The organism is Stenotrophomonas sp. B2 (genome assembly GCF_014947095.1).
GTDB classification, from domain to species: domain Bacteria; phylum Pseudomonadota; class Gammaproteobacteria; order Xanthomonadales; family Xanthomonadaceae; genus Stenotrophomonas; species Stenotrophomonas maltophilia_P.
In genome coordinates this window covers 38,847-57,240 of record NZ_JADCQA010000014.1, presented here as the reverse complement: position 1 = coordinate 57,240, position 18,394 = coordinate 38,847, and the positions used below count along the sequence as shown (strand labels likewise).

Annotated in this window: 16 protein-coding genes; 5 read left to right on the top strand and 11 right to left on the bottom strand. The window is 68.0% G+C overall.

Going from position 1 to position 18,394, the window contains the following annotated elements:
- Positions 1 to 117: 117 nt before the first annotated feature.
- The 9 genes from IMX13_RS15870 to IMX13_RS15830 all read right to left on the bottom strand — a co-directional run bounded on the left by IMX13_RS15870 (position 118) and on the right by IMX13_RS15830 (position 8,919).
- Positions 118 to 564, bottom strand: coding sequence for a universal stress protein (locus tag IMX13_RS15870; protein ID WP_053519931.1), 447 nt, complete (start codon positions 562 to 564; stop codon positions 118 to 120).
- 162 nt (positions 565 to 726) lie between these two features.
- A complete protein-coding gene (locus IMX13_RS15865; RefSeq protein WP_049433087.1) occupies positions 727 to 1,281 on the bottom strand; it encodes a hypothetical protein in 555 nt (184 codons plus the stop codon).
- Positions 1,282 to 1,406: 125 nt separating this feature from the next.
- Positions 1,407 to 3,599 carry a DNA helicase II gene (gene uvrD, locus IMX13_RS15860; RefSeq protein WP_053519932.1) on the bottom strand — a complete coding sequence of 731 codons (2,193 nt, stop codon included), beginning with the start codon at positions 3,597 to 3,599 and terminating at the stop codon, positions 1,407 to 1,409.
- 9 nt (positions 3,600 to 3,608) lie between these two features.
- The gene (locus tag IMX13_RS15855) at positions 3,609 to 5,030 is read right to left on the bottom strand and encodes an FAD/NAD(P)-binding protein (protein WP_193396716.1); all 1,422 of its coding nucleotides are present in this window, start codon (positions 5,028 to 5,030) and stop codon (positions 3,609 to 3,611) included.
- Between the two features lie 69 nt (positions 5,031 to 5,099).
- Positions 5,100 to 6,518: a cardiolipin synthase gene (gene cls, locus IMX13_RS15850; protein WP_053519935.1), complete on the bottom strand. Its 1,419-nt coding sequence runs from the start codon at positions 6,516 to 6,518 to the stop codon at positions 5,100 to 5,102.
- 118 nt (positions 6,519 to 6,636) lie between these two features.
- On the bottom strand, positions 6,637 to 6,885 hold the full coding sequence (locus IMX13_RS15845; RefSeq protein WP_128987629.1) for a hypothetical protein: 249 nt from the start codon (positions 6,883 to 6,885) through the stop codon (positions 6,637 to 6,639).
- Positions 6,886 to 7,368: 483 nt separating this feature from the next.
- Positions 7,369 to 7,536: a 50S ribosomal protein L33 gene (gene rpmG / locus IMX13_RS15840; protein ID WP_169411268.1), complete on the bottom strand. Its 168-nt coding sequence runs from the start codon at positions 7,534 to 7,536 to the stop codon at positions 7,369 to 7,371.
- Between the two features lie 10 nt (positions 7,537 to 7,546).
- The gene (gene rpmB / locus IMX13_RS15835) at positions 7,547 to 7,783 is read right to left on the bottom strand and encodes a 50S ribosomal protein L28 (RefSeq protein WP_005411638.1); all 237 of its coding nucleotides are present in this window, start codon (positions 7,781 to 7,783) and stop codon (positions 7,547 to 7,549) included.
- Between the two features lie 242 nt (positions 7,784 to 8,025).
- The gene (locus IMX13_RS15830; RefSeq protein ID WP_053517725.1) at positions 8,026 to 8,919 is read right to left on the bottom strand and encodes a LysR family transcriptional regulator; all 894 of its coding nucleotides are present in this window, start codon (positions 8,917 to 8,919) and stop codon (positions 8,026 to 8,028) included.
- Positions 8,920 to 9,026: 107 nt separating this feature from the next.
- Between IMX13_RS15830 and IMX13_RS15825 the strand changes: the two genes are divergently transcribed.
- A complete protein-coding gene (locus tag IMX13_RS15825; RefSeq protein ID WP_065181415.1) occupies positions 9,027 to 9,416 on the top strand; it encodes a RidA family protein in 390 nt (129 codons plus the stop codon).
- A gap of 34 nt (positions 9,417 to 9,450) precedes the next feature.
- On the opposite strand, the gene IMX13_RS18935 is transcribed toward IMX13_RS15825, so the two are convergent.
- Positions 9,451 to 10,137, bottom strand: coding sequence for a hypothetical protein (locus IMX13_RS18935; protein ID WP_227255474.1), 687 nt, complete (start codon positions 10,135 to 10,137; stop codon positions 9,451 to 9,453).
- A gap of 143 nt (positions 10,138 to 10,280) precedes the next feature.
- Between IMX13_RS18935 and IMX13_RS15815 the strand changes: the two genes are divergently transcribed.
- From IMX13_RS15815 to IMX13_RS15800, 4 genes are read left to right on the top strand one after another with little or no spacing between them, the layout of a single operon-like run.
- Positions 10,281 to 10,616 (top strand): hypothetical protein, encoded by a 336-nt coding sequence (locus IMX13_RS15815; RefSeq protein WP_053517722.1) that lies wholly within the window; start codon positions 10,281 to 10,283, stop codon positions 10,614 to 10,616.
- Positions 10,617 to 10,672: 56 nt separating this feature from the next.
- On the top strand, positions 10,673 to 11,926 hold the full coding sequence (locus IMX13_RS15810; protein WP_053517721.1) for a TolC family protein: 1,254 nt from the start codon (positions 10,673 to 10,675) through the stop codon (positions 11,924 to 11,926).
- Positions 11,923 to 13,128 (top strand): efflux RND transporter periplasmic adaptor subunit, encoded by a 1,206-nt coding sequence (locus IMX13_RS15805; RefSeq protein ID WP_111187182.1) that lies wholly within the window; start codon positions 11,923 to 11,925, stop codon positions 13,126 to 13,128. Before IMX13_RS15810 ends, IMX13_RS15805 begins: the two co-directional genes overlap by 4 nt.
- A 10-nt stretch (positions 13,129 to 13,138) precedes the next feature.
- Positions 13,139 to 16,348, top strand: a complete 3,210-nt coding sequence (locus IMX13_RS15800; RefSeq protein WP_193396715.1) for a CusA/CzcA family heavy metal efflux RND transporter — start codon at positions 13,139 to 13,141, stop codon at positions 16,346 to 16,348.
- A 123-nt stretch (positions 16,349 to 16,471) separates the two neighbouring features.
- Here IMX13_RS15800 and IMX13_RS15795 read toward each other — a convergent pair whose 3' ends face one another.
- Positions 16,472 to 18,244, bottom strand: coding sequence for a DUF885 family protein (locus IMX13_RS15795; RefSeq protein WP_065174509.1), 1,773 nt, complete (start codon positions 18,242 to 18,244; stop codon positions 16,472 to 16,474).
- Positions 18,245 to 18,394: the final 150 nt, after the last annotated feature.

Sequence of the window (18,394 nt, the reverse complement as noted above, 5' to 3'; positions counted from 1 at the left end):
ACAGGGGTCGGATCCCTTTCCGCAGGATCCGACCCCAGCGAGCCCGGCTGCACAAAAGATGACGCCGGCGCGCATCCTGCGGCCGGCGTCGTTGTCCCCTCCCCGGGAACACGTGCCTCAGCGGATGACCAGCACCGGAAGCGTGCTGCGTGCCAGCACCTCGGCGGTCTGGCTGCCCAGCAGCACGCGGGTCACGCCACGACGGCCATGCGAGGTCATCACGATCAGGTCGCTGTTGCGCTCGGCAGCGGTCTCGATGATGCCGTCGGCCGCGTAGCGGTCCAGTACGTGCACCGGGTTGGCGGTAATGCCCTGTTCGGCGGCCTTGGCCAGCGCCGGCTGCAGCACCTTCTGCGCGCCTTCCTCGCGGTCGGCCTTGTACTCGGGGCTGTTCATGTAGCCCACGCTCCAGCCCATGGCGTCGTACATGCCGACGGCCCACGGCTCGGAAACGGTGACGATATCGACCTCGGCGTTGAGGTCCTTGGCCAGCTCCAGGCCCTTGGCCAGGCCCTTGTCGGCCAGCTCGGACCCGTCGGTGGCGATCAGGATGCGCGTGTACATGGTGGGGCTCCGTGGCAATCCGCCGGATGGGAACGCCACCATTGCACACCCGATGTGCACGTGGCGCTTTGAGCAGGATCAATCCGGCGCCTGTAGAGCCGAGCCCATGCTCGGCTCCGGATGGATGAGCCGAGCGTGGGCTCGGCTCTACAGGTGGCCCTCTCAGGCGATCTGCACCACGCGTGCGTTCTGGCACAGCGGGTAGCTGGCCACGAACCCGGCGATCGCATCACGCATCGCCTCGAACGACTGGCCGTACATGTACAGCGCGGTCTCGGTCGGGCCCTGCCACCAGCTGCAGATCTCACCCAGGCCATCGATGCGTTCGGACAGCTGTTCGAACACATGGTTGGAATCGCATTGTTCGTAGACCTCGTCCGGCAGGTTCTGGCCATCCAGATAGATGCCCAGCCCTTCGGTGACGCCGAAACCGCGGTCGCCGTCCCCGGCGCCCTGCACCTTCGACCCCTTCGGCGCGCCCAGCTGCTCCAGCAGATCGATCAACTTCGGCACACCTGCCGCGTCATGAAGCGCCACCTCGATGTCGCCGTACTCGACCTCGCCGTCATCGGAGAGGGCGGTCCCGCCGCCGGTGATTTCGCCCACTTCGGCGGCCTGCAGCAGCGCGTCCAGCGGATCCTCGAACAGCTCGTGGCGATGCTCAGGCTGCAGCCTGGCGTTCAAGGTCACGGTGACATGCAGCGTGGGCTCGGTCATGGGGGCATTCCTGGAAGAGATGCCGCCTATTGTAGAGCCGAGCCCATGCTCGGCTGCTTTTCCCACCAGAAGCAGCCGAGCATGGGCTCGGCTCTACAGGTATCCCAGCGACCCCTCGACGGGAATCAGATCACCGTCAGGTTGGCGTAGGCCATCACCAGCCACTTGCTGCCGGCGTCGGCGAACTCGACCTGCACGCGGGCGTGGGCGCCGTTGCCTTCGTAATCGGTCACCATGCCTTCGCCGAACTTGGGATGGCTGACCAGCGCGCCGAGCTTGATCGGCGGCAGCTCGATGGCGGCATGCCCCATCACCCGGCTGCTGCCCAGCGACGCGGGACGCGAGACCTGCACCTTCGGCCGCACTTCATGCAGCAGACCGCGTGGAATCTCACGCAGGAATCGCGAAGGCAGGCTGTAGTTGTCCTGGCCATGGATGCGGCGTGATTCGGCGTAGCACAGCACCAGCTTCTGCCGCGCCCGGGTGATGCCCACATACGCCAGGCGCCGCTCTTCCTCCAGCCGGCCGCTTTCTTCCAGCGAACGCGCGCTCGGGAACAGGCCATCCTCCATGCCGGCCAGGAACACCAGGGGGAATTCCAGGCCCTTCGCCGAATGCAGGGTCATCAGCTGCACGCCGTCCTCGCCGGCCTGCGCCTGGCCCTCGCCGGCCTCCAGCGCAGCGTAGGCCAGGAACGCCACCAGCTCGTCCATGTCCTCGCCCACTTCCTCGATGTCATCGGCCCGCCGCACGAAGCGCGAGGCGACCGAGACCAGTTCGTCGAGGTTGTCGGTGCGCGATTCGGAGTCGAGCGAATTGCGGCTTTCCTTGCTCCAGTGCTCACGCAGCTGCGAGCGCGAGAGCACGTGGTCCACGCGCTCGGCCAGGGTCATGTCCCGGGTCTGCGCCTGCAGTTCGTTGACCAGCACCAGGAATCCCGCCAGTGCGTTGCGCGCACGCGCGGCCAGCGCATTGCCCTGGGTGACCAGCATGGTGGCTTCCCACAGCGAAATGCCCTGCGCTCGTGCTTCGCGCCGCACTTCGTCGAGAGTGCGTTCACCGATGCCGCGGGTCGGCGTGTTCACCGCGCGCTCGAAGGCGGCATCGTCATTGCGGTTGGAGAGCAGGCGCAGGTAGGCCAGCGCGTCCTTGATCTCGGCGCGTTCGAAGAAGCGCATGCCGCCGTACACGCGGTACGGCACCTGCTCGCTCAGCAGAGCTTCTTCCAGCGCGCGCGACTGGGCATTGCTGCGGTAGAGCACGGCCACTTCGGTGTAGCTGCCACCATCGCGCACCCACTGGCGGGCACGTTCGACGATGTAGCGGGCCTCGTCCATCTCGTTGTACGCCGCGTACAGGTCGATCGGCTCGCCGTCACCGCTGTCGGTCCACAGCTGCTTGCCGATGCGATCGGGGTTGTGCGCGATCACCGCGTTGGCAGCACCGAGGATGTTGGCCGTGGAGCGGTAGTTCTGTTCCAGGCGGATGGTCTGCGCGCCCGGGAAATCACGCAGGAAGCCCTGCACGTTCTCCACCTTGGCACCGCGCCAGCCGTAGATGGCCTGGTCGTCGTCGCCGACCACGAACACATGGCCGGACTCCCCGGCCAGCACGCGCACGAAGGCGTACTGGATGGCATTGGTGTCCTGGAACTCGTCCACCAGGATCTCGCGGAAGCGGGCGCGGTAGTGCGCCAGCAGGCCGGGATTGTCACGCAGCAGCTCATGCGCGCGCAGCAGCAGTTCGGCGAAGTCGACCAGGCCGGCACGGTCGCAGCGCGCCTGGTACTCGATGTAGGCCTGGCGCATGGTTTCCAGCCACGCATCGTGCGGCTCGGGCTGGATGTGCTGCGGGCGGCGGCCTTCATCCTTCTGTTCGTTGATCCACCACGCGATCTGCTTGGGCGGATGCTTGCCGTCGTCGATCTCCAGCGCCTGCACCACACGCTTGACCAGCCGCAGCTGGTCGTCCGAATCCATCACCTGGAAACCTTCGGGCAGCTTCGCGTCCTGCCAGTGCAGGCGCAGCAGGCGGTTGGCCAGGCCGTGGAAGGTACCGATCCACATGCCACGGCTGCCATGCGGCAGCTGTGCGTCGATGCGGTGGCGCATCTCGCCGGCGGCCTTGTTGGTGAAGGTCACCGCGAAGATGCCATGGGTCGGCACGCCTTCGACTTCATGCAGCCAGGCGATGCGGTGGGTAAGTACGCGGGTCTTGCCGGAACCGGCACCGGCCAGCACCAGGTGGTGGCCGGGGGGAGCGGAGACGGCTTCGCGCTGGGCCGGGTTCAGGCCATCAAGCAGGTGGGAGACATCCATGCCCCCATTTTACGGCATCGCCGTCGCGGCTCCTGCGACCACCTGGGTGGCCAGTGCCTGCGCCTGCTGGCGCAGTTCAGGCACCGCCAGGCTTTCCCACAGGCTGCCGATGCGCAGGCTGCCAAGTACGCCCAGCCGCGCCTGCGGCTGGCCGCCGGCGCTGCGCACGCGGTCGCCGGGCACCGTGCTGTCCAGGCCCAGCCCATGCGGCCCGGGACGGGCCAGGCCATCGGCCTGAAGCTGCTGCAGCAACGGATTGCGCAACGCGGTGGCGCGGGTCTCCACACCGGTGGCGTTGATCACACCCCCGATCGTCCACTGCTGCGGGTGTCCGGCCGCATCGTGGCCCGACAGCTGCAGCGCATCGCCCTCACGCCAGACCCGATCCAGGCGTGCGCGATGCACGCGCAGCTGACCGCTGGCCTGCAATGCGCGCAACTGTGCATCGACCTCTTCGGCGATGCGATGGCGATGTACATCCCAGTAGCGCACCACATGGCGCAGGAACCGCCGCTGGTCGGCCTCGTCGAGGCTGCACCACAGCGCCTGTCCATGCGGACGGAGGCGGTCCATCACGCCCTGCCAGGGCAGGCCATCCGCCTCGGCCCGGCGCACCTGCCGGCGCAGCGTGCGCAGGCGCTGGCGCAGCGTCATCGGCAGCAGGGGGGCAGGGTCGAAATCAGGCAGGCCCGCGTGCGCGTGCGGCAGCGGCAGCAGGCCGTGACGGGAAATCACATGCAGCGGGCCGGTGTGACCGGCCGCGACCAGCGCCAGCACCGTATCAGCCATGCTCAGACCGGAACCGACGATGGCCAGCGCGTGCGCGCCTGCCAACGCGCGCACGCCGTCGTAGTCCCAGGCTTCGACCACGGTGTCGGCAGGCAGTCCATCGGCACCGGCCACCGGCAGCGGACGCATGCTGTTGCCGGTGGCGAGCACCCCCTGCGCGGCATGCCATATGTGGCCATCGCCCAGCTGCAGGCGGTAACCGGAGTCATCCGGGGTGAGGCCCCGCACCGGCTGCGCGATCACCTGCAGCTGCGCCGGGCTGGCCGCAACCGCCTCCTGCAGACGCTGCTGCAGGTACGCGGCGAAATGATGGCGGCCGACATAACGCTCGCCCAGCACCTCGCGCGTCTCGCCCGGGTAGGCGTTGACGGCCATCAGGTAATCGAGGAAGTCAGCCGGCTGCTCGGCGAACGCACTCATTTTCGCCGCCGGCACATTCAGCAGGTGCTCCGGCCACGGCGTGGCATAGGCGATGCCCTGGGCCAGCTGCGAGGCGGGTTCGAAGATGGCCAGCGCCAGTGGCGACCGGGCCTGGCGCAGCACCTGGATCGCCACCAGCACCCCGGCCGCACCACCACCGATGATCGCCAGGTCCAGTTCGCCATTACACGGTGAATCAGTCATGTGCCGATTGTAGGCCATCGGCCATGACGGGCCGGAGTGCCGCCGCGTGCGCAATGATCGAATCCGCTCGATTTCCGGCGCGCCGGTTCACATCAACGCGTCGGCCAGGCGTGCGATGCCTTCGCGGCTGCGGCGCCAGGCAGGACGCTTGCGCCACTGCTGCAGATCGAGCTGGCGCGACTGGCGCAGGTAATCGTCTTCAATGGCACACAGCTGCGTCACCAGCACGCGGTCGTAGCAGACCAGACCGATCTCGGCATTCAGCGCGAACGAGCGGATATCCATGTTGATCGAGCCGAGCACCGCGATGTCTTCATCCACGCTCATGTGCTTGGCGTGCAGGAACTGCGGCTCGTACAGGGCAATGCGCACGCCACAGCGCAGCAGCTCGTCGTAGTAGGCCTCCTGCGCCCAGGCGGTCAGCCGCTGGTTGTTGCTGGCCGACAGGATCAGCTGCACCTGCACCCCGGACAGCGCGGCGATGCGCAGCGCGCTCAGGGTCGCTTCGTCCGGCACGAAGTACGGGGTGACCATCACCAGCCGCCGGCGGGCCAGATGGATCAGTGCGGCGACGGCATCACGCGCGTTGCTGTACGGATAGGCCGGCCCGCTGGGCAGCAGCTGGGTGGCAACATCGTCGCTGCACTCGGGTACGTCGGCAATGACGTCCAGGCGCTGGCCGGTCTCGATGTACCAGTCGCTGGCGAACACGGCTTCCAGGTGTGCCACCGCCGGGCCGCGCACACGCGCCACCAGCTCGCGGTTGGGATGGCCTGGCACGAACTCCGGCCGTGCCAGGTTCTGCGAACCGATGTAGCCCACTTCGTTGTCGATCACCGCAATCTTGCGATGGTTGCGCAGGTCCATGCGGCCGCTGCGGCGCCAGCGCAGCCCGCCGGGCAGCATCGCCCGCACTTCGATATCGCGCGCCTGCAGGCGCTTGCGGTAGGCGCGCAGGCCGCGCTTGGCGCCCACCGCGTCCAGCAGCACCCTGCACTGCACGCCGCGGGCGGCGGCACGCTGCAGCGCCTCGACGATGGCCTCGCCCACCGAATCGTCGAACATCAGGTAGTACAGCAGGTGCACGCGGTCTTCGGCCTGGTCGATGTCGGCGATGAGCGTGTGCAGCGATTCGTCGTAATCGGTGAGCAGATCGACGGCGTTGCCGTGCACCGGCATGAAATCGCCCTGGCGCTGCACCAGCGGCACGATTTCCGCACTGGCCGTATCCGGTTCCGGCTTCCAGCGCAGGCGGCGCTGCAGCGCCTGCTCTTCGCGGATGACCTGCGAGGCCTCGGCCTGGCGGCGGATGCGCTCGCGCGACAGCCACGGGTGGCCGAACAGCAGATACAGCGGCAGGCCCAGCAGCGGCACGAAACCGACCAGCAGCAGCCAGCTGCGGGCCGCGCCCGGCGTGGTGCGGGTCGGAATCCAGCACAGCGCGACCAGCCGGATCAGCCAGTCGATCAGCAGCAGATACGATCCCAGCAACCACTCAACCAGCATCGCGTCGTCCGTCGGCAGGTGATGGGCCATTCTGCCCAGCAGGGTGTGTAGAGTCGAGCTTGCTCGACTGCCTCAGCGCAGCCGGGCACGGGCTCGGCTCTACAAGAGAGGGCGGGCTTCAATGCCGCACCGGCACCTCGCTCAGCTGGCGCACCGATTCGGCGTGGCGGCGGCCGTTGAGCGCCATGCAGGCAATGGCCTGCGCCGCCCGCTCCAGCTGTGCATCCGGCAGCGGCGAGGAGATACCCTTGCTCAGCGCCAGATGGTGGTCGCACAGCAGCAGCGCCATGCCTTCGATGCCTTCCAGCATGCGCTGCAGGCGCAGCCAGCCCAGTTCCAGGTCCTGCCGGTGTGATGGGGTGTTCATGCAGCCTCCTTCAACGGATCTGGCCACCGGTGAAGGTGGCGGACGATGCGTGGTTGCAATACCGGGAAGCAATCAATGAGCAAACGAACCGGCGGGCGCGAGGCCCCCACGCACCGTCCGCCATAGAGGCGGATAGGTCACCAACCGTCGCCGGAGGGATCTCCGGCGACGGCGGGCGAGTCTACTCATGATTGACTTCACGGGATTGCAAGCCCGGCCACTGCAACCGCAGCGGCTTGCCATCATGGGCGCGGCAGGGCCCGTCGTTCCAATCGATTTGAACCGCGCGAACTGCCGGAACCGGTAGGAACAATCACTTATCGCATTCGGCCCATGATTCCGCGCACTGCGCCATAGGCGACAGCCTGCGCAAGGAGTACGGCCGTGCCGGCCAAGGGTCGACACCCACCAGACCAGACGACAGGCAAGAAAAAACCCGCCACAAGGGCGGGTTTCTTCGCGGGGACCAGCAATCCGTGCGGATTACTTGATCTTGCCTTCCTTGTACAGGACGTGCTTGCGCACGACCGGATCGTACTTCAGGAATTCCATCTTCCCCGGGGTGTTCTTCTTGTTCTTGTCCGTGGTGTAGAAGTGGCCGGTACCGGCCGAGGAAATCATACGGACCTTATCGCGCTTGCCTGCCATGATGCTTTACTCCTCAGACCTTTTCGCCGCGCGCACGCAGCTCAGCCAGAACGGAATCGATGCCGTTCTTGTCGATGGTGCGCAGTGCATGCGCGGAAACACGAAGCTTGACCCAGCGGTTCTCGCTGGCCACCCAGAAACGGCGCTCGTGCAGATTCGGCAGGAAACGACGACGGGTCTTGTTGTTGGCGTGCGAGACGTTGTTACCCGTCTGCACTCGCTTGCCGGAAACCTGGCATACGCGGGACATTGCGCACCTCGATAGTAGTTGTTGTCAGCCCGTAGCCCGGGAGACGGCGGCCTCGGTGGTTGCCCACCACACGTCAAGAGAATCAAAGGGTTACGCTGGCGTTGGGCGGCCGGGGACGTGCTCCCGGGGGCGCCGCCCGGCACGAAACCGGACACAGCGAGCCGCGCATTATGCATGCAATCAAGGCCTTGCGCAAGTTACCCACAGGAGCGGCCGGGCGTGGGCTCGGCCCTGCGGGTCCATCACCCCAGCGCTTCCACCACCCAGTCGATGAATACCCGCAGGCGCTGGCTCATGTGCCGGTTCGGCGCAAACATGATGTGCATCGGCATCGACGGCAGCTGCCAGGCCTGCAGCAGCGGCAGCAGTTCACCGCGTGCCACGTGCGGCTCGGCCATGTAGCTGGGCAGGGCGACCACGCCCAGCCCGGCCAGGCCGGCGGCGAGGTAGGCATTGCCGTCATCGAAGCCGACCGTATGGCGGCCCTGCACCTGGACGGTCTCATCGCCGCGCCGCGCGGCGAAGACCCGCGCCCGCCCGCTGCGTGGGCTGAGCAGCCCGACCATGTGGTGCTGCGGTCCCTCCAGCGCGCGCGGATGCTCCGGCAGACCAAAGCGCTGCACGTAGTCCGGGCTGGCGTGGAAGCCGATCGGCAGCTCGCCCAGCGGCCGTGCCACCAGGGCCGGGTCGGCCGGGGTGCCGCCACGGATCACGCAGTCGACGTTGTCGGCGATGACGTCGACCTCGCGGTCGCTGACGCCGATGTCCAGCTGGATCTCGGGGTAGCGCGCCTGGAAGTCCGGCAGTGCCGGCACCAGCCGCAGCCGCGCATAGGGCCCGGGCACGTCGATGCGCAGGCGGCCGCGCGGCTGCACGGCGGCATCGCCCAGGCCACCCTCGACCTCTTCCAGCTCGGCCAGCAGGCGGGCAATGCGGGGGTAGTAGGCCGCACCATCGGCGGTGACGCTGACCCGCCGCGTGGTGCGGTTGAGCAGGCGCAGACGCAGGTGCGCTTCCAGCTGCTGCACCAGCTGGGTCACCGTGGTGCGACTGATCTGCAGGGTCGTCGCGGCACGGGTGAAGCTGCCGGTCTCCACCACACGGGCAAAGGCGCGCATGGCCTCGAAGCGGTCCATCGGCGATCCGATTGTTTGGGTTGTGCGATCAATCTAGTCCGATCATCGCGGTATATCCAGACAACAATCGCGAGCAGGATGGCGGTTCTTCCCATCAGGCCCTTCCCATGTCACACCGCGATGTCGTTTTCCCCGTTGGCCGCCAGGCCCTGTATGACCGCAACCGCTACTCTCCGGCGATCCGCTCCAATGGCTTCCTGTTCGTCTCCGGGCAGGTCGGCAGCCGCGAGGATGGCTCGCCCGAACCGGACTTCGAGGCGCAGGTCCGTCGCGCCTTCGACAATCTCAATGCGGTGCTGGCCGCCGCAGACTGCACGTTCGATGACGTGATCGACGTGACCGTGTTCCTGGTCGATCCGGAGAAGAACTTCGAGAAGGCCTGGGCGATCGTGCCCGAGTACTGGGGAGAGGCGCCCCACCCCACCCTGACCGGTATCGGCGTGACCTGGCTGTACGGCTTCCAGTTCGAGATCAAGGTGATCGCGAAACTGCCGTGAGCGGAACGCCGCCGGCCCGCACCGGCTGCCAGGGCTACTCGGATGCGAACTGCAGCGTGCGGCGCCAGCGCAACGGCTTCGCCTGGCGGGCCGGGTCGGGGCCGAACCGGCTCAACCAGCCTGCCGCAAGCGCACGCTCGCGCAGGCGCTCACCCACGCCCTCGGCATGCTCTACCTCAACGTGGGTCACATTGCCCTCCGCATCCACATCCATCGCCCAGACCAGCGTGCCCACCCACTCGGCCGGCGGAATGGACGCGTCGTAGTTCGGCCGCCCAGCCACGTACGGCTGGTCGTGCCGCAGGTACAGGGGCGACGTTTCGAGCCGGTGGTCCACGCGGATCTGCGCACTGCCACGGCGCCCATCGCCCAGCACGGCGTCGACGGTCCACATCCCTGCGGCACCGGCAGTGCCCAGATTGGCCTCGTAGCATTTCTTGCGGCCACGGTAATCCTCATGGGCCGTGCGCGAGACCCGTCCACCCTTGGCATCGCGGATCTCGATCTGCAGCCCACCCACGTCGGTGTCGTCGAGATCGGCGGCCACGCAGATACGATGGTCATGCTGTCCATCGGCAATGAACAGCTGTGTCTGCGAGCGCGCCAGTGCATCGGCCGGCGTCGGCGACCACAGGAATTCCACATAGACGTCGTCGGCTGCGCGGGCGGCCGGGCTGGCCAGAAGCAGCACCAGGCCTGCGGTGGCAATGCGTGCGTTCATCTTCCTGCCTCGGTGACGGGACTCGATGCGGGGCGGGGGGTGGAAAAGCGCAATCCCCCCCAGCTGAACGGGAGATTCCGACGAATTCCCGAAGTGGCCATTGATATTGTATCCGGCGAAAACCGCTTGCTAGCCTCCCCTCCATGCGCCGGATCGCCCGCCACCTACGCTCGTACCTGCTGATGCTGCTGATGGCGGCATTCGTGGTCGTGCCGGTGGCCGACGCGCTGGCGTGCGCGGTGGAACCGCATGCCAGCGTGGCACATGTGGAGTCGGCGGCCGATGACACCGCAGGCGACAGTGACAGCAAGCACACCGGTGCCTGCACGCATAACCACTGCCACCATTCCACCTCCAGCCTGCCGGCGAACACCTTCGCCGCCTTCGATGCGCCGCTGCCGGCGCGCTGGATGACGGCCGGCGATGCGACGGCCTACGCCGTCGCCCAGGATGAACTGACGCGTCCCCCCCGGGCGTGAGCTGAGCGCGTCCCGCTGCTGCGGGCTCCCGTTTCACTCACAACCGGAATCCCCCTATGTCGATCCTGACACCACGGTCGCCGCGTGCGGCCGGGCTGGTCGTCGCCGTGTTGCTGGGCCTGGCCCCGGCGGCATCGGTGATGGCGCAAGCTGCTCCTTCCTACGACACCCTGCTTGAACGACTGGACCAGCTGCCCGGCGCCCGTGTGGGCTCGGCGCTGGCCGAGGCTGCCGACGCCCGCGCCGACCAGGCCCGTGCGCTGCCCAATCCTTCCCTTTCCTGGTCGGCCGAGAACGCGTGGGGCACCGGCTCCTACGGCGGCATGGGCAAGGCCGACAGTGTGCTCAGCCTGTCCCAGCCGCTGGAGGTCTGGGGCCAGCGCGGCGCGCGCGTACGTGCCGCCCGTGCCGAGGCCCAGGCCGCCAATCTGCGTGGCGCGCAAAGCCGCAGTGATGTTGCCGGCCAGCTGGCCGCGGCCTACGCACAGGCAGAGAGCGCATTGCGCCGCTACACCCTGGCCGAAGAGGCGCTGGCCCTGACCCGCGACGATGCCAAGGCCGTCAATGCCATGGTCAGGCAAGGGCGTGAACCGCAACTGCGTGCGGTGCAGGCGCAGAGCGAGGTGGCCAATGCCAGCGCCGCGCTGGACGAGGCGCAGGCCTTCCGCGACGCCGCGCTGGCGCGCCTGGCCGGCGCCGCGCTGCTGGATTCGCCGGTGCAGTCGATCGACAGCAGCCTGCTCGACCGCGCACCTCCGCTGCCACGCGGCGCCACCGATGCCGCACTCGCGGTGCGTATCGCCGAAGCCGAAGCCGATGCGGCCGGCCGGCTGGTGGACGTCGAGCGCAAACGGGCGCTGCCCGACCTGAGCCTGACCGCCGGACAGACCCGCTTCCGCGAAGGCGGCGAACGCGCTTACACGCTCGGCGTCAGCCTGACCGTGCCGTTGTTCGACCGCAACCGGGGCGGCATCCGTGCCGCCAGTGCCGACCAGCGCGCGGCCGAAGCCCGCCTGGACCAGCAACGCCGCGACAGCGAGGCCGGACGGCTGTCGGCCATTGCCGGGCTGAAGGCCGCCAGCAGCCGCACCCGCGCCGCCGATGAAAGCGTGGTGGCGGCCGAGGAAGCCTATCGGCTGGCCCGCGTCGGCTTCGATGCCGGACGCATCTCGCAGCTGGAACTGCGCAGCACGCGCAGCGCGCTCATTGCCGCCCGCGGCACCGCGGTGGATGCACGCCTGTCGCGCGTCGCCGCTGAAATCGATCTTGCCCGCCTCGAGGGGCGCGCACCCTTTATGGAGGCCCCATGACACTGTCCCGTTCCTTTCCCCTGCTTGGCGGCGTCGTGCTGGCCGTTCTCCTCGCCGGCTGCGCCGGCAACGCACAGACACCGGAAACAGCCGATGCCACTGCAGCCAAAGCCGGCAGCGATGACGGCCACGGCCACGCAGCTGACAGCCCGGACGCCAAGGCCGAGGCGACCAAGGCACCGGCCGACGCCGACGAAGGCGTGGTGCAGCTGACGCCGGAACAGATCAAGGCGTCCGGTATCGAAGTGGTGGCCGTCGGACGCGGTGGTGGCGGCTCCACCCGCCTGTCGGGCCGTGTCGAACCATCGGTGGGCGCACGTGCCTCGGTGGCGTCCACCGTGAGCGGTCGCGTCGAACGCGTGCTGGTGGCACCAGGTACAGCGGTGAAGCAGAACCAGGCCTTGGCGATCGTGGTCAGCGGCGAAGCCGCCGTGTTCCGCGCCAACGCTCTGGCCGCATCGGCCGAAGCCGAGGCGGCACGCCTGGCCTACGGCCGCGACAAGGCGCTGGTCGAACAGGGCGTGGTCGCCCGCCAGGAGCTGGAAGCATCGCGCGCCCGTTCGCTGGCCGCACAGGCGCAGGCGACTGCCGCACAGGCGCAGGCCGCGGCCAACGGTGCGCCCGATGCCAGTGGCCGCGTGCGCATCACCAGCCCGGTGACCGGCATCGTCGGCAACGTCCAGGTCACTCCAGGCGGCGTGGTCGCCGCAGGCAGCGCGGTGGCCGATGTCGCCGATCCGGCGATGAACGAACTGGTGTTCACCGCACCGCCTGCGCTGGCCGCGCAGGTCACCCCGGGCATGACGCTGGACGTCACGGTGCCGGGCGGCAGCTTCACCGCCACGGTCACCGGCTCTGCGGCCGACGTGCGCCAGCAGGGCGGCGTGGCGGTCATCCGCGCGACGCCGGTGGAGGCGGCCTTGCCGCCGGCCGGTTCGCCGGTGTCGGCCAGGGTGGTCACCGAAGGCCGGGACGGTGCACTGAGCGTGCCAGCCGATGCCGTGCAGAACGTCGACGGCAGCAGCGCCGTGTTCGTCGCCGTGGAAGGCGGTTTCAAGGCACAGCCGGTGCTCGCCGGCCGTCGTGCCGGTGATCGCATCGAGATCCTCGGTGGACTGAGCGGCAACGAGCGCATCGTCGGCACCAATGCCTTCCTGCTCAAGGCCGAACTGGCCAAGGGCGAAGCCGAGCACGGCCACTGAGGAGGCGACCATGTTCAAGCTCATCATTGAATCAGCGGTGCGCTTCCGCTGGCTGGTGGTGTTCCTGGCGGCGCTGATCGCGGCCTGGGGCCTGTTCCAGCTGGGCAAGCTGCCGATCGACGCCGTGCCGGACATCACCAACCGCCAGGTGCAGATCAACACGGTGGCACCTGCGCTGACACCGGAACAGATCGAGCGGCAGGTGACCTACCCGCTGGAAACCGCGCTGGCCGGCATTCCCGGCCTGACCACCACCCGTTCGCTGTCGCGCAACGGCTTCTCCCAGGTCACCGCGATCTTCACCGACGCGACCGACATCTACTTCGCCCGCCAGCAGGTGGCCGAGCGCATGCGTGAAGCGGCGGAAGATCTGCCCGATGGCGCGTCGCCGCTGCTGTCGCCGGTCACCACCGGCCTGGGCGAGGTGCTGATGTGGACGGTGGACTTCACCCCGTTCGATCCCGCCCGGCTGGCCAGACCGGGGGATGCGGGCTGGCAGGCCGGCGAGGTCTACCGGACGCCGGAGGGCAGCCTGCTGCGCACGCCGGAAGAACGCGCCACCTACCTGCGTACGGTGCAGGACTGGATCATCGCGCCGCAGATGCGCTCCAGCCCGGGATTGGCCGGCGTCGATACGGTCGGCGGGTACGTGAAGGAGTACGGCGTGCACCCGGACACTGCCAGGCTGGCTGCGCATGGCCTGGGCCTGGCCGACCTGGTCACGGCACTGCAGCGCGCCAACGTGCAGGCGGGTGCCGGTTTCGTGCAGCGTGCCGGCGAAGGCCTGGTGGTACGTGCGGACGGCCTGGCACTGACCACTGATGATCTGGCGCAGGCCCCCGTTGCGACCCGCAACGGCGTGGTGGTGCGCGTGGCCGACGTGGCCGATGTCGATCTCAGCCGTGCACCGCGCCTGGGCGCGGCCAGCCGCAATGGTCACGAGGCCGTGCTCGGTACCGCCCTGATGATCGCCGGTGGCAACAGCCGCACCGTCGCGCAGGCGGCAGCGGCGCGCCTGGAGCAGGTCAACAGGTCGTTGCCGGCCGACATCGTGGCCGTGCCGGTGCTGGACCGCAGCGTGCTGGTGAACTCCACCATCAGAACCGTGGCAAAGAACCTCACCGAAGGTGCGCTGCTGGTGGTGGTGGTGCTGTTCCTGCTGCTGGGCAACCTGCGCGCGGCAACCATCACCGCGCTGGTGATTCCGCTGTCGTTCCTGTTCGCCGTGATCGGCATGAACCGCTTCGGCATCAGCGGCAATCTGATGAGCCTGGGTGCGCTGGATTTCGGCATCCTGGTGGACGGTGCAGTGATCGTGATCGAGTCGACGCTGCTGATGCTGGGCCAGCGCCGCGCCGAACTGGGCCGTGCGCTGACCGCGATGGAACGTCTGCGCGTGGCGGCGGAGTCGGCGCGGAAGATGGCGCGTCCAGCGGCGTTCGGCCAGTTGATCATCCTGCTGGTGTTTGCGCCGATCCTGACCCTGGAAGGCGTGGAAGGAAAAACGTTTCATCCGATGGCCGCCACGTTCATGCTGGCTCTGGTGGGTGCCTTCCTGTTCTCCTTCACCTTCGTGCCGGCCATGGCTGCGCTGCTGGTGCGCGAGCCGAAGCTGAAGGAAAGCGGGGCGCACGCCGATGACGGCGAACACGAAACACGCCTGATCCGCGTGCTGCGCGCACGCATCGAACCGGTGATCCGCAAGGCGGTGGACCACCCGCGCTCGGTGCTGGCCGGCGCGGTGATGATGGTGGTGGTGGGCATCGGTTCGTTCTCGCTGCTGGGCCGCGAATTCATGCCGACGCTGGATGAGGGCAACGTGGCGATGCAGGCGCTGCGCGTACCGTCGACCTCGCTGGAGCAGTCGCTGGCGATGCAGCTGGCGCTGGAAAAGGCGATTGCCGGGCAACCGGAAGTGGAAACCGTGTTTTCGCGCACCGGTACCGCTGAAGCCGCGATCGACCCGATGCCGACCAACATCTCCGACAGCGTGATCGTGCTGAAGCCGCGCAAGGAGTGGCCCGATCCGACGCTGGACAAGGAGGCGCTGGTGGCGCGCTTCGAGGCGCTGGCCGGGCAGCAGCTGGGCAACAGCTTCGAGTTCAGCCAGCCGATCGAGCTGCGCTTCAACGAGCTGATCTCCGGCGTGCGCACCGACCTGGCGGTGATGATCTTCGGCGATGACTTCAGCCAGCTGCAGAAGGTGGCCGACCAGGTCGCGTTGAAGCTGCGTGCGGTGGACGGTGCGGCTGACGTGCGGGTGGAGCAGATTTCCGGCCTGCCGACCCTGAACGTGAAGATCGACCATGTCGCCGCCGCGCAGTACGGGCTGACCGCTGCGGACGTAAGCGATGCACTGGCCACCGGCATCGGTGGCACGGCGGCAGGCAAGATCTTCGAGGGCGACCGACGCTTCGACGTGGTGGTGCGGCTGGACGATGCCGCGCGCAACGATCCGGACCAGCTGTCATCGCTGCCGATCGCCACACCGGCCGGGCTGGTCATTCCGCTGTCCTCGGTGGCCCGCATCACGGTCAGCGAGGGACCGAACCAGATCAGCCGCAACAATGGCAGCCGCCGGGTGGTGGTGCAGGCCAATGTGCGCGGCCGCGACCTGGGCGGCTTCGTCGGCGAAGCGCAGGCAGCGGTGGCCGACGTGGCGCTGCCGCCGGGCGCCTATCTCACCTGGGGTGGCCAGTTTGAGAACCTGCAGCGCGCGGAAAAGCGCCTGGCAACGGTGGTACCGGTCGTGTTCCTGCTGATCGGCAGCCTGCTGTTCATGGCCCTGCGCAGTGGCAAGGAAGCCGTGCTGGTGTTCAGCTGCGTGCCGCTGGCGCTGGTCGGCGGCATTCTCGCCCTGCTGCTGCGTGGCATGCCCTTCTCGGTATCGGCGGCGGTCGGCTTCATCGCCGTGTCCGGCGTGGCCACGCTGAACGGCCTGGTGTTGATGCAGGCCATCCGCGAGCGGCTCGATGCCGGTGACCTGCCCCTGCAGGCGGCAATCAACGGTGCCGCCAGCCGGATCCGCGCGGTGCTGACCACGGCACTGGTGGCGATTGTCGGCTTCATCCCGATGGCGATCGCCAGTGGCTCCGGTGCGGAGGTGCAGAAACCGCTGGCGACGGTGGTGATCGGTGGCCTGATCACGGCGACCGCGCTGACCCTGCTGGTGCTGCCGACCTTCGCGGCGCGCGTGGCCAGACCGCGGCCGGTGCGCTGAAAGACGACGGGGCAGGATCATGTGATCCGGCCCCGTCTGCCGCGCTTCGCGCTCGCCGGGCGTGGCCCGGCGCTACCACCGCGCATTCCGGTAGCGCCGGGCCATGCCCGGCGGCATTTCGGATCAGGCCTGCTTGCGCTGCGCGATATAGGCCTGGATCTGCTGTTCCAGTACCGGCAGCGGCACCGACCCCTGCTTGAGCACGGCGTCATGGAAACCCTTGACGTCGAACTTGTCGCCCAGCTCCTTCTCGGCCTGTGCGCGCAGGCGCACGATGGCGATCTCGCCGAGCTTGTAGCTCAACGCCTGGCCCGGCCAGGAGATGTAGCGATCCACTTCGGTGGTCACTTCGTGCTCGCTCAGCGCGGTATGGTCACGCAGGTAGGCGATGGCCTGTTCCCGTGTCCAGCCCTTGCTGTGTACTCCGGTATCGATCACCAGGCGTGCGGCGCGCCACATCTCGTAGGTGAGGCGACCGAAATCCTCGTAGGGGGTTTCATAGATGCCCATCTCCACGCCCAGCTTCTCGCTGTACAGGCCCCAGCCTTCGCCGTAGGCGGAGATGTAGGCGTTGCGGCGGAACTCGGGCTGTTCGCCCTGTTCGGCGGCGAGCGCGCCCTGCAGGGCATGACCGGGATCGGACTCGTGCAGGGTCAGCGCTGGCAGGTTGTACAGCGGCCGCGCCGGCAGGTTGTAGGTGTTGAGCCAATAGGTGCCCATGCCACCGCGGCCTGCGGTCCAGAACGGCGCGATGTCCGGCGGCACCGGCACGATGGTGAAGCGCGCGCGCGGCAGTGTCATGTACTTGCCGATGACACCATCGATGCGCTTGGAGATCCACGCCGCCCGATACAGCAGCTCGTTCGGGGTCTTGGCGTAGAACTGCGGATCGGTGCGCAGGAAGGTCAGGAATTCGCCGAAACTGCCCTTGAAGCCGACCTGCTGGATGATGTCGTTCATCTCCTTCTGGATGCGCGCGACTTCGCCCAGGCCGATGCGATGGATCTCATCCGGCGACAGGTCCAGCGTGGTGTATTCGTGGATCTGCTGCCTGTAGAACGCCTTGCCCTCCGGCATCGCTTCGGCCGCCAGGGTGGTACGCGCCTGCGGCACGTACTCATTGACGAAGAAGGTACGCAGCTGCTGGAAGGCCGGCACCACCTTGCCGCTGATCGCCGCACGGGCCTGCGCCTGCAGCTGCGCCTGCTCGGCCGCCGGAATGCTGGCCGGCAGCTTCTTGAACGGCGCGTACAGCGGCGACTCGGTAGGGTCCTTCAGCTCGGCGACGGTGGCAATGGAGACCTCGCGCCCGTCAAGCACCGCGCGGGGCACGCTGAAACCCCGCTTGAGTCCGGCGCGCATGTTCTCGGTCTGCTGGCCGAAATAGCGCGGCACATCGTCCAGGCGTGCGATGTAGTTACGGAAGTCCTGCGCGGTCTTCATCTCGCGCCGGGCCATGAACGAGAGATTGGACCAGAACGAGGAATCGGAGTTGAACGGCATCTCGTAGGCCCGCAGACGCACCTCCTCGGCGAGGTTGAACACCTGGTCGCGGTAGATCGCGTAGTTCACCTGGTTGTCGGCGCTGAGTGTCTTCGGGTCGATCTTCTTCAGCTCGGCCAGGGTCTGGTCCCAGACCTTCAGGCGCGCCTGCTGCGCGGCCGCGCCCACATCGGGCAGCCGCGTGGCGTTGGCCGGCGCGTCGCCATCCTCGCTGGCTTCACCGCCCCCGGCCTGGCGCCACTTCCATTCCTTTTCGTACAGCGCGCGGAAGGCGGCATCGGCCGCCGATTCGGTGGTCGCAGGGGCGGACGCCGCGAGCGCGGGCGGAGCCGCCACGACGGCAGCCGGAGCGGACAGGGCGATGAGCAGGGCAACGGCAAGACGGGTTTTCACGAGCACAGGTTCCCGGGAAGGCAGACGCCGATCATGGCACCGCCGGACAGCCGGGGCATGGTTCAAAAGTCCTGCCTGCGCTGCAGGACCGGTAACGCGGGGACCGCACACCTTCGCCGGGCATGGCCCGGCGCTACCGATTCCGCTCCG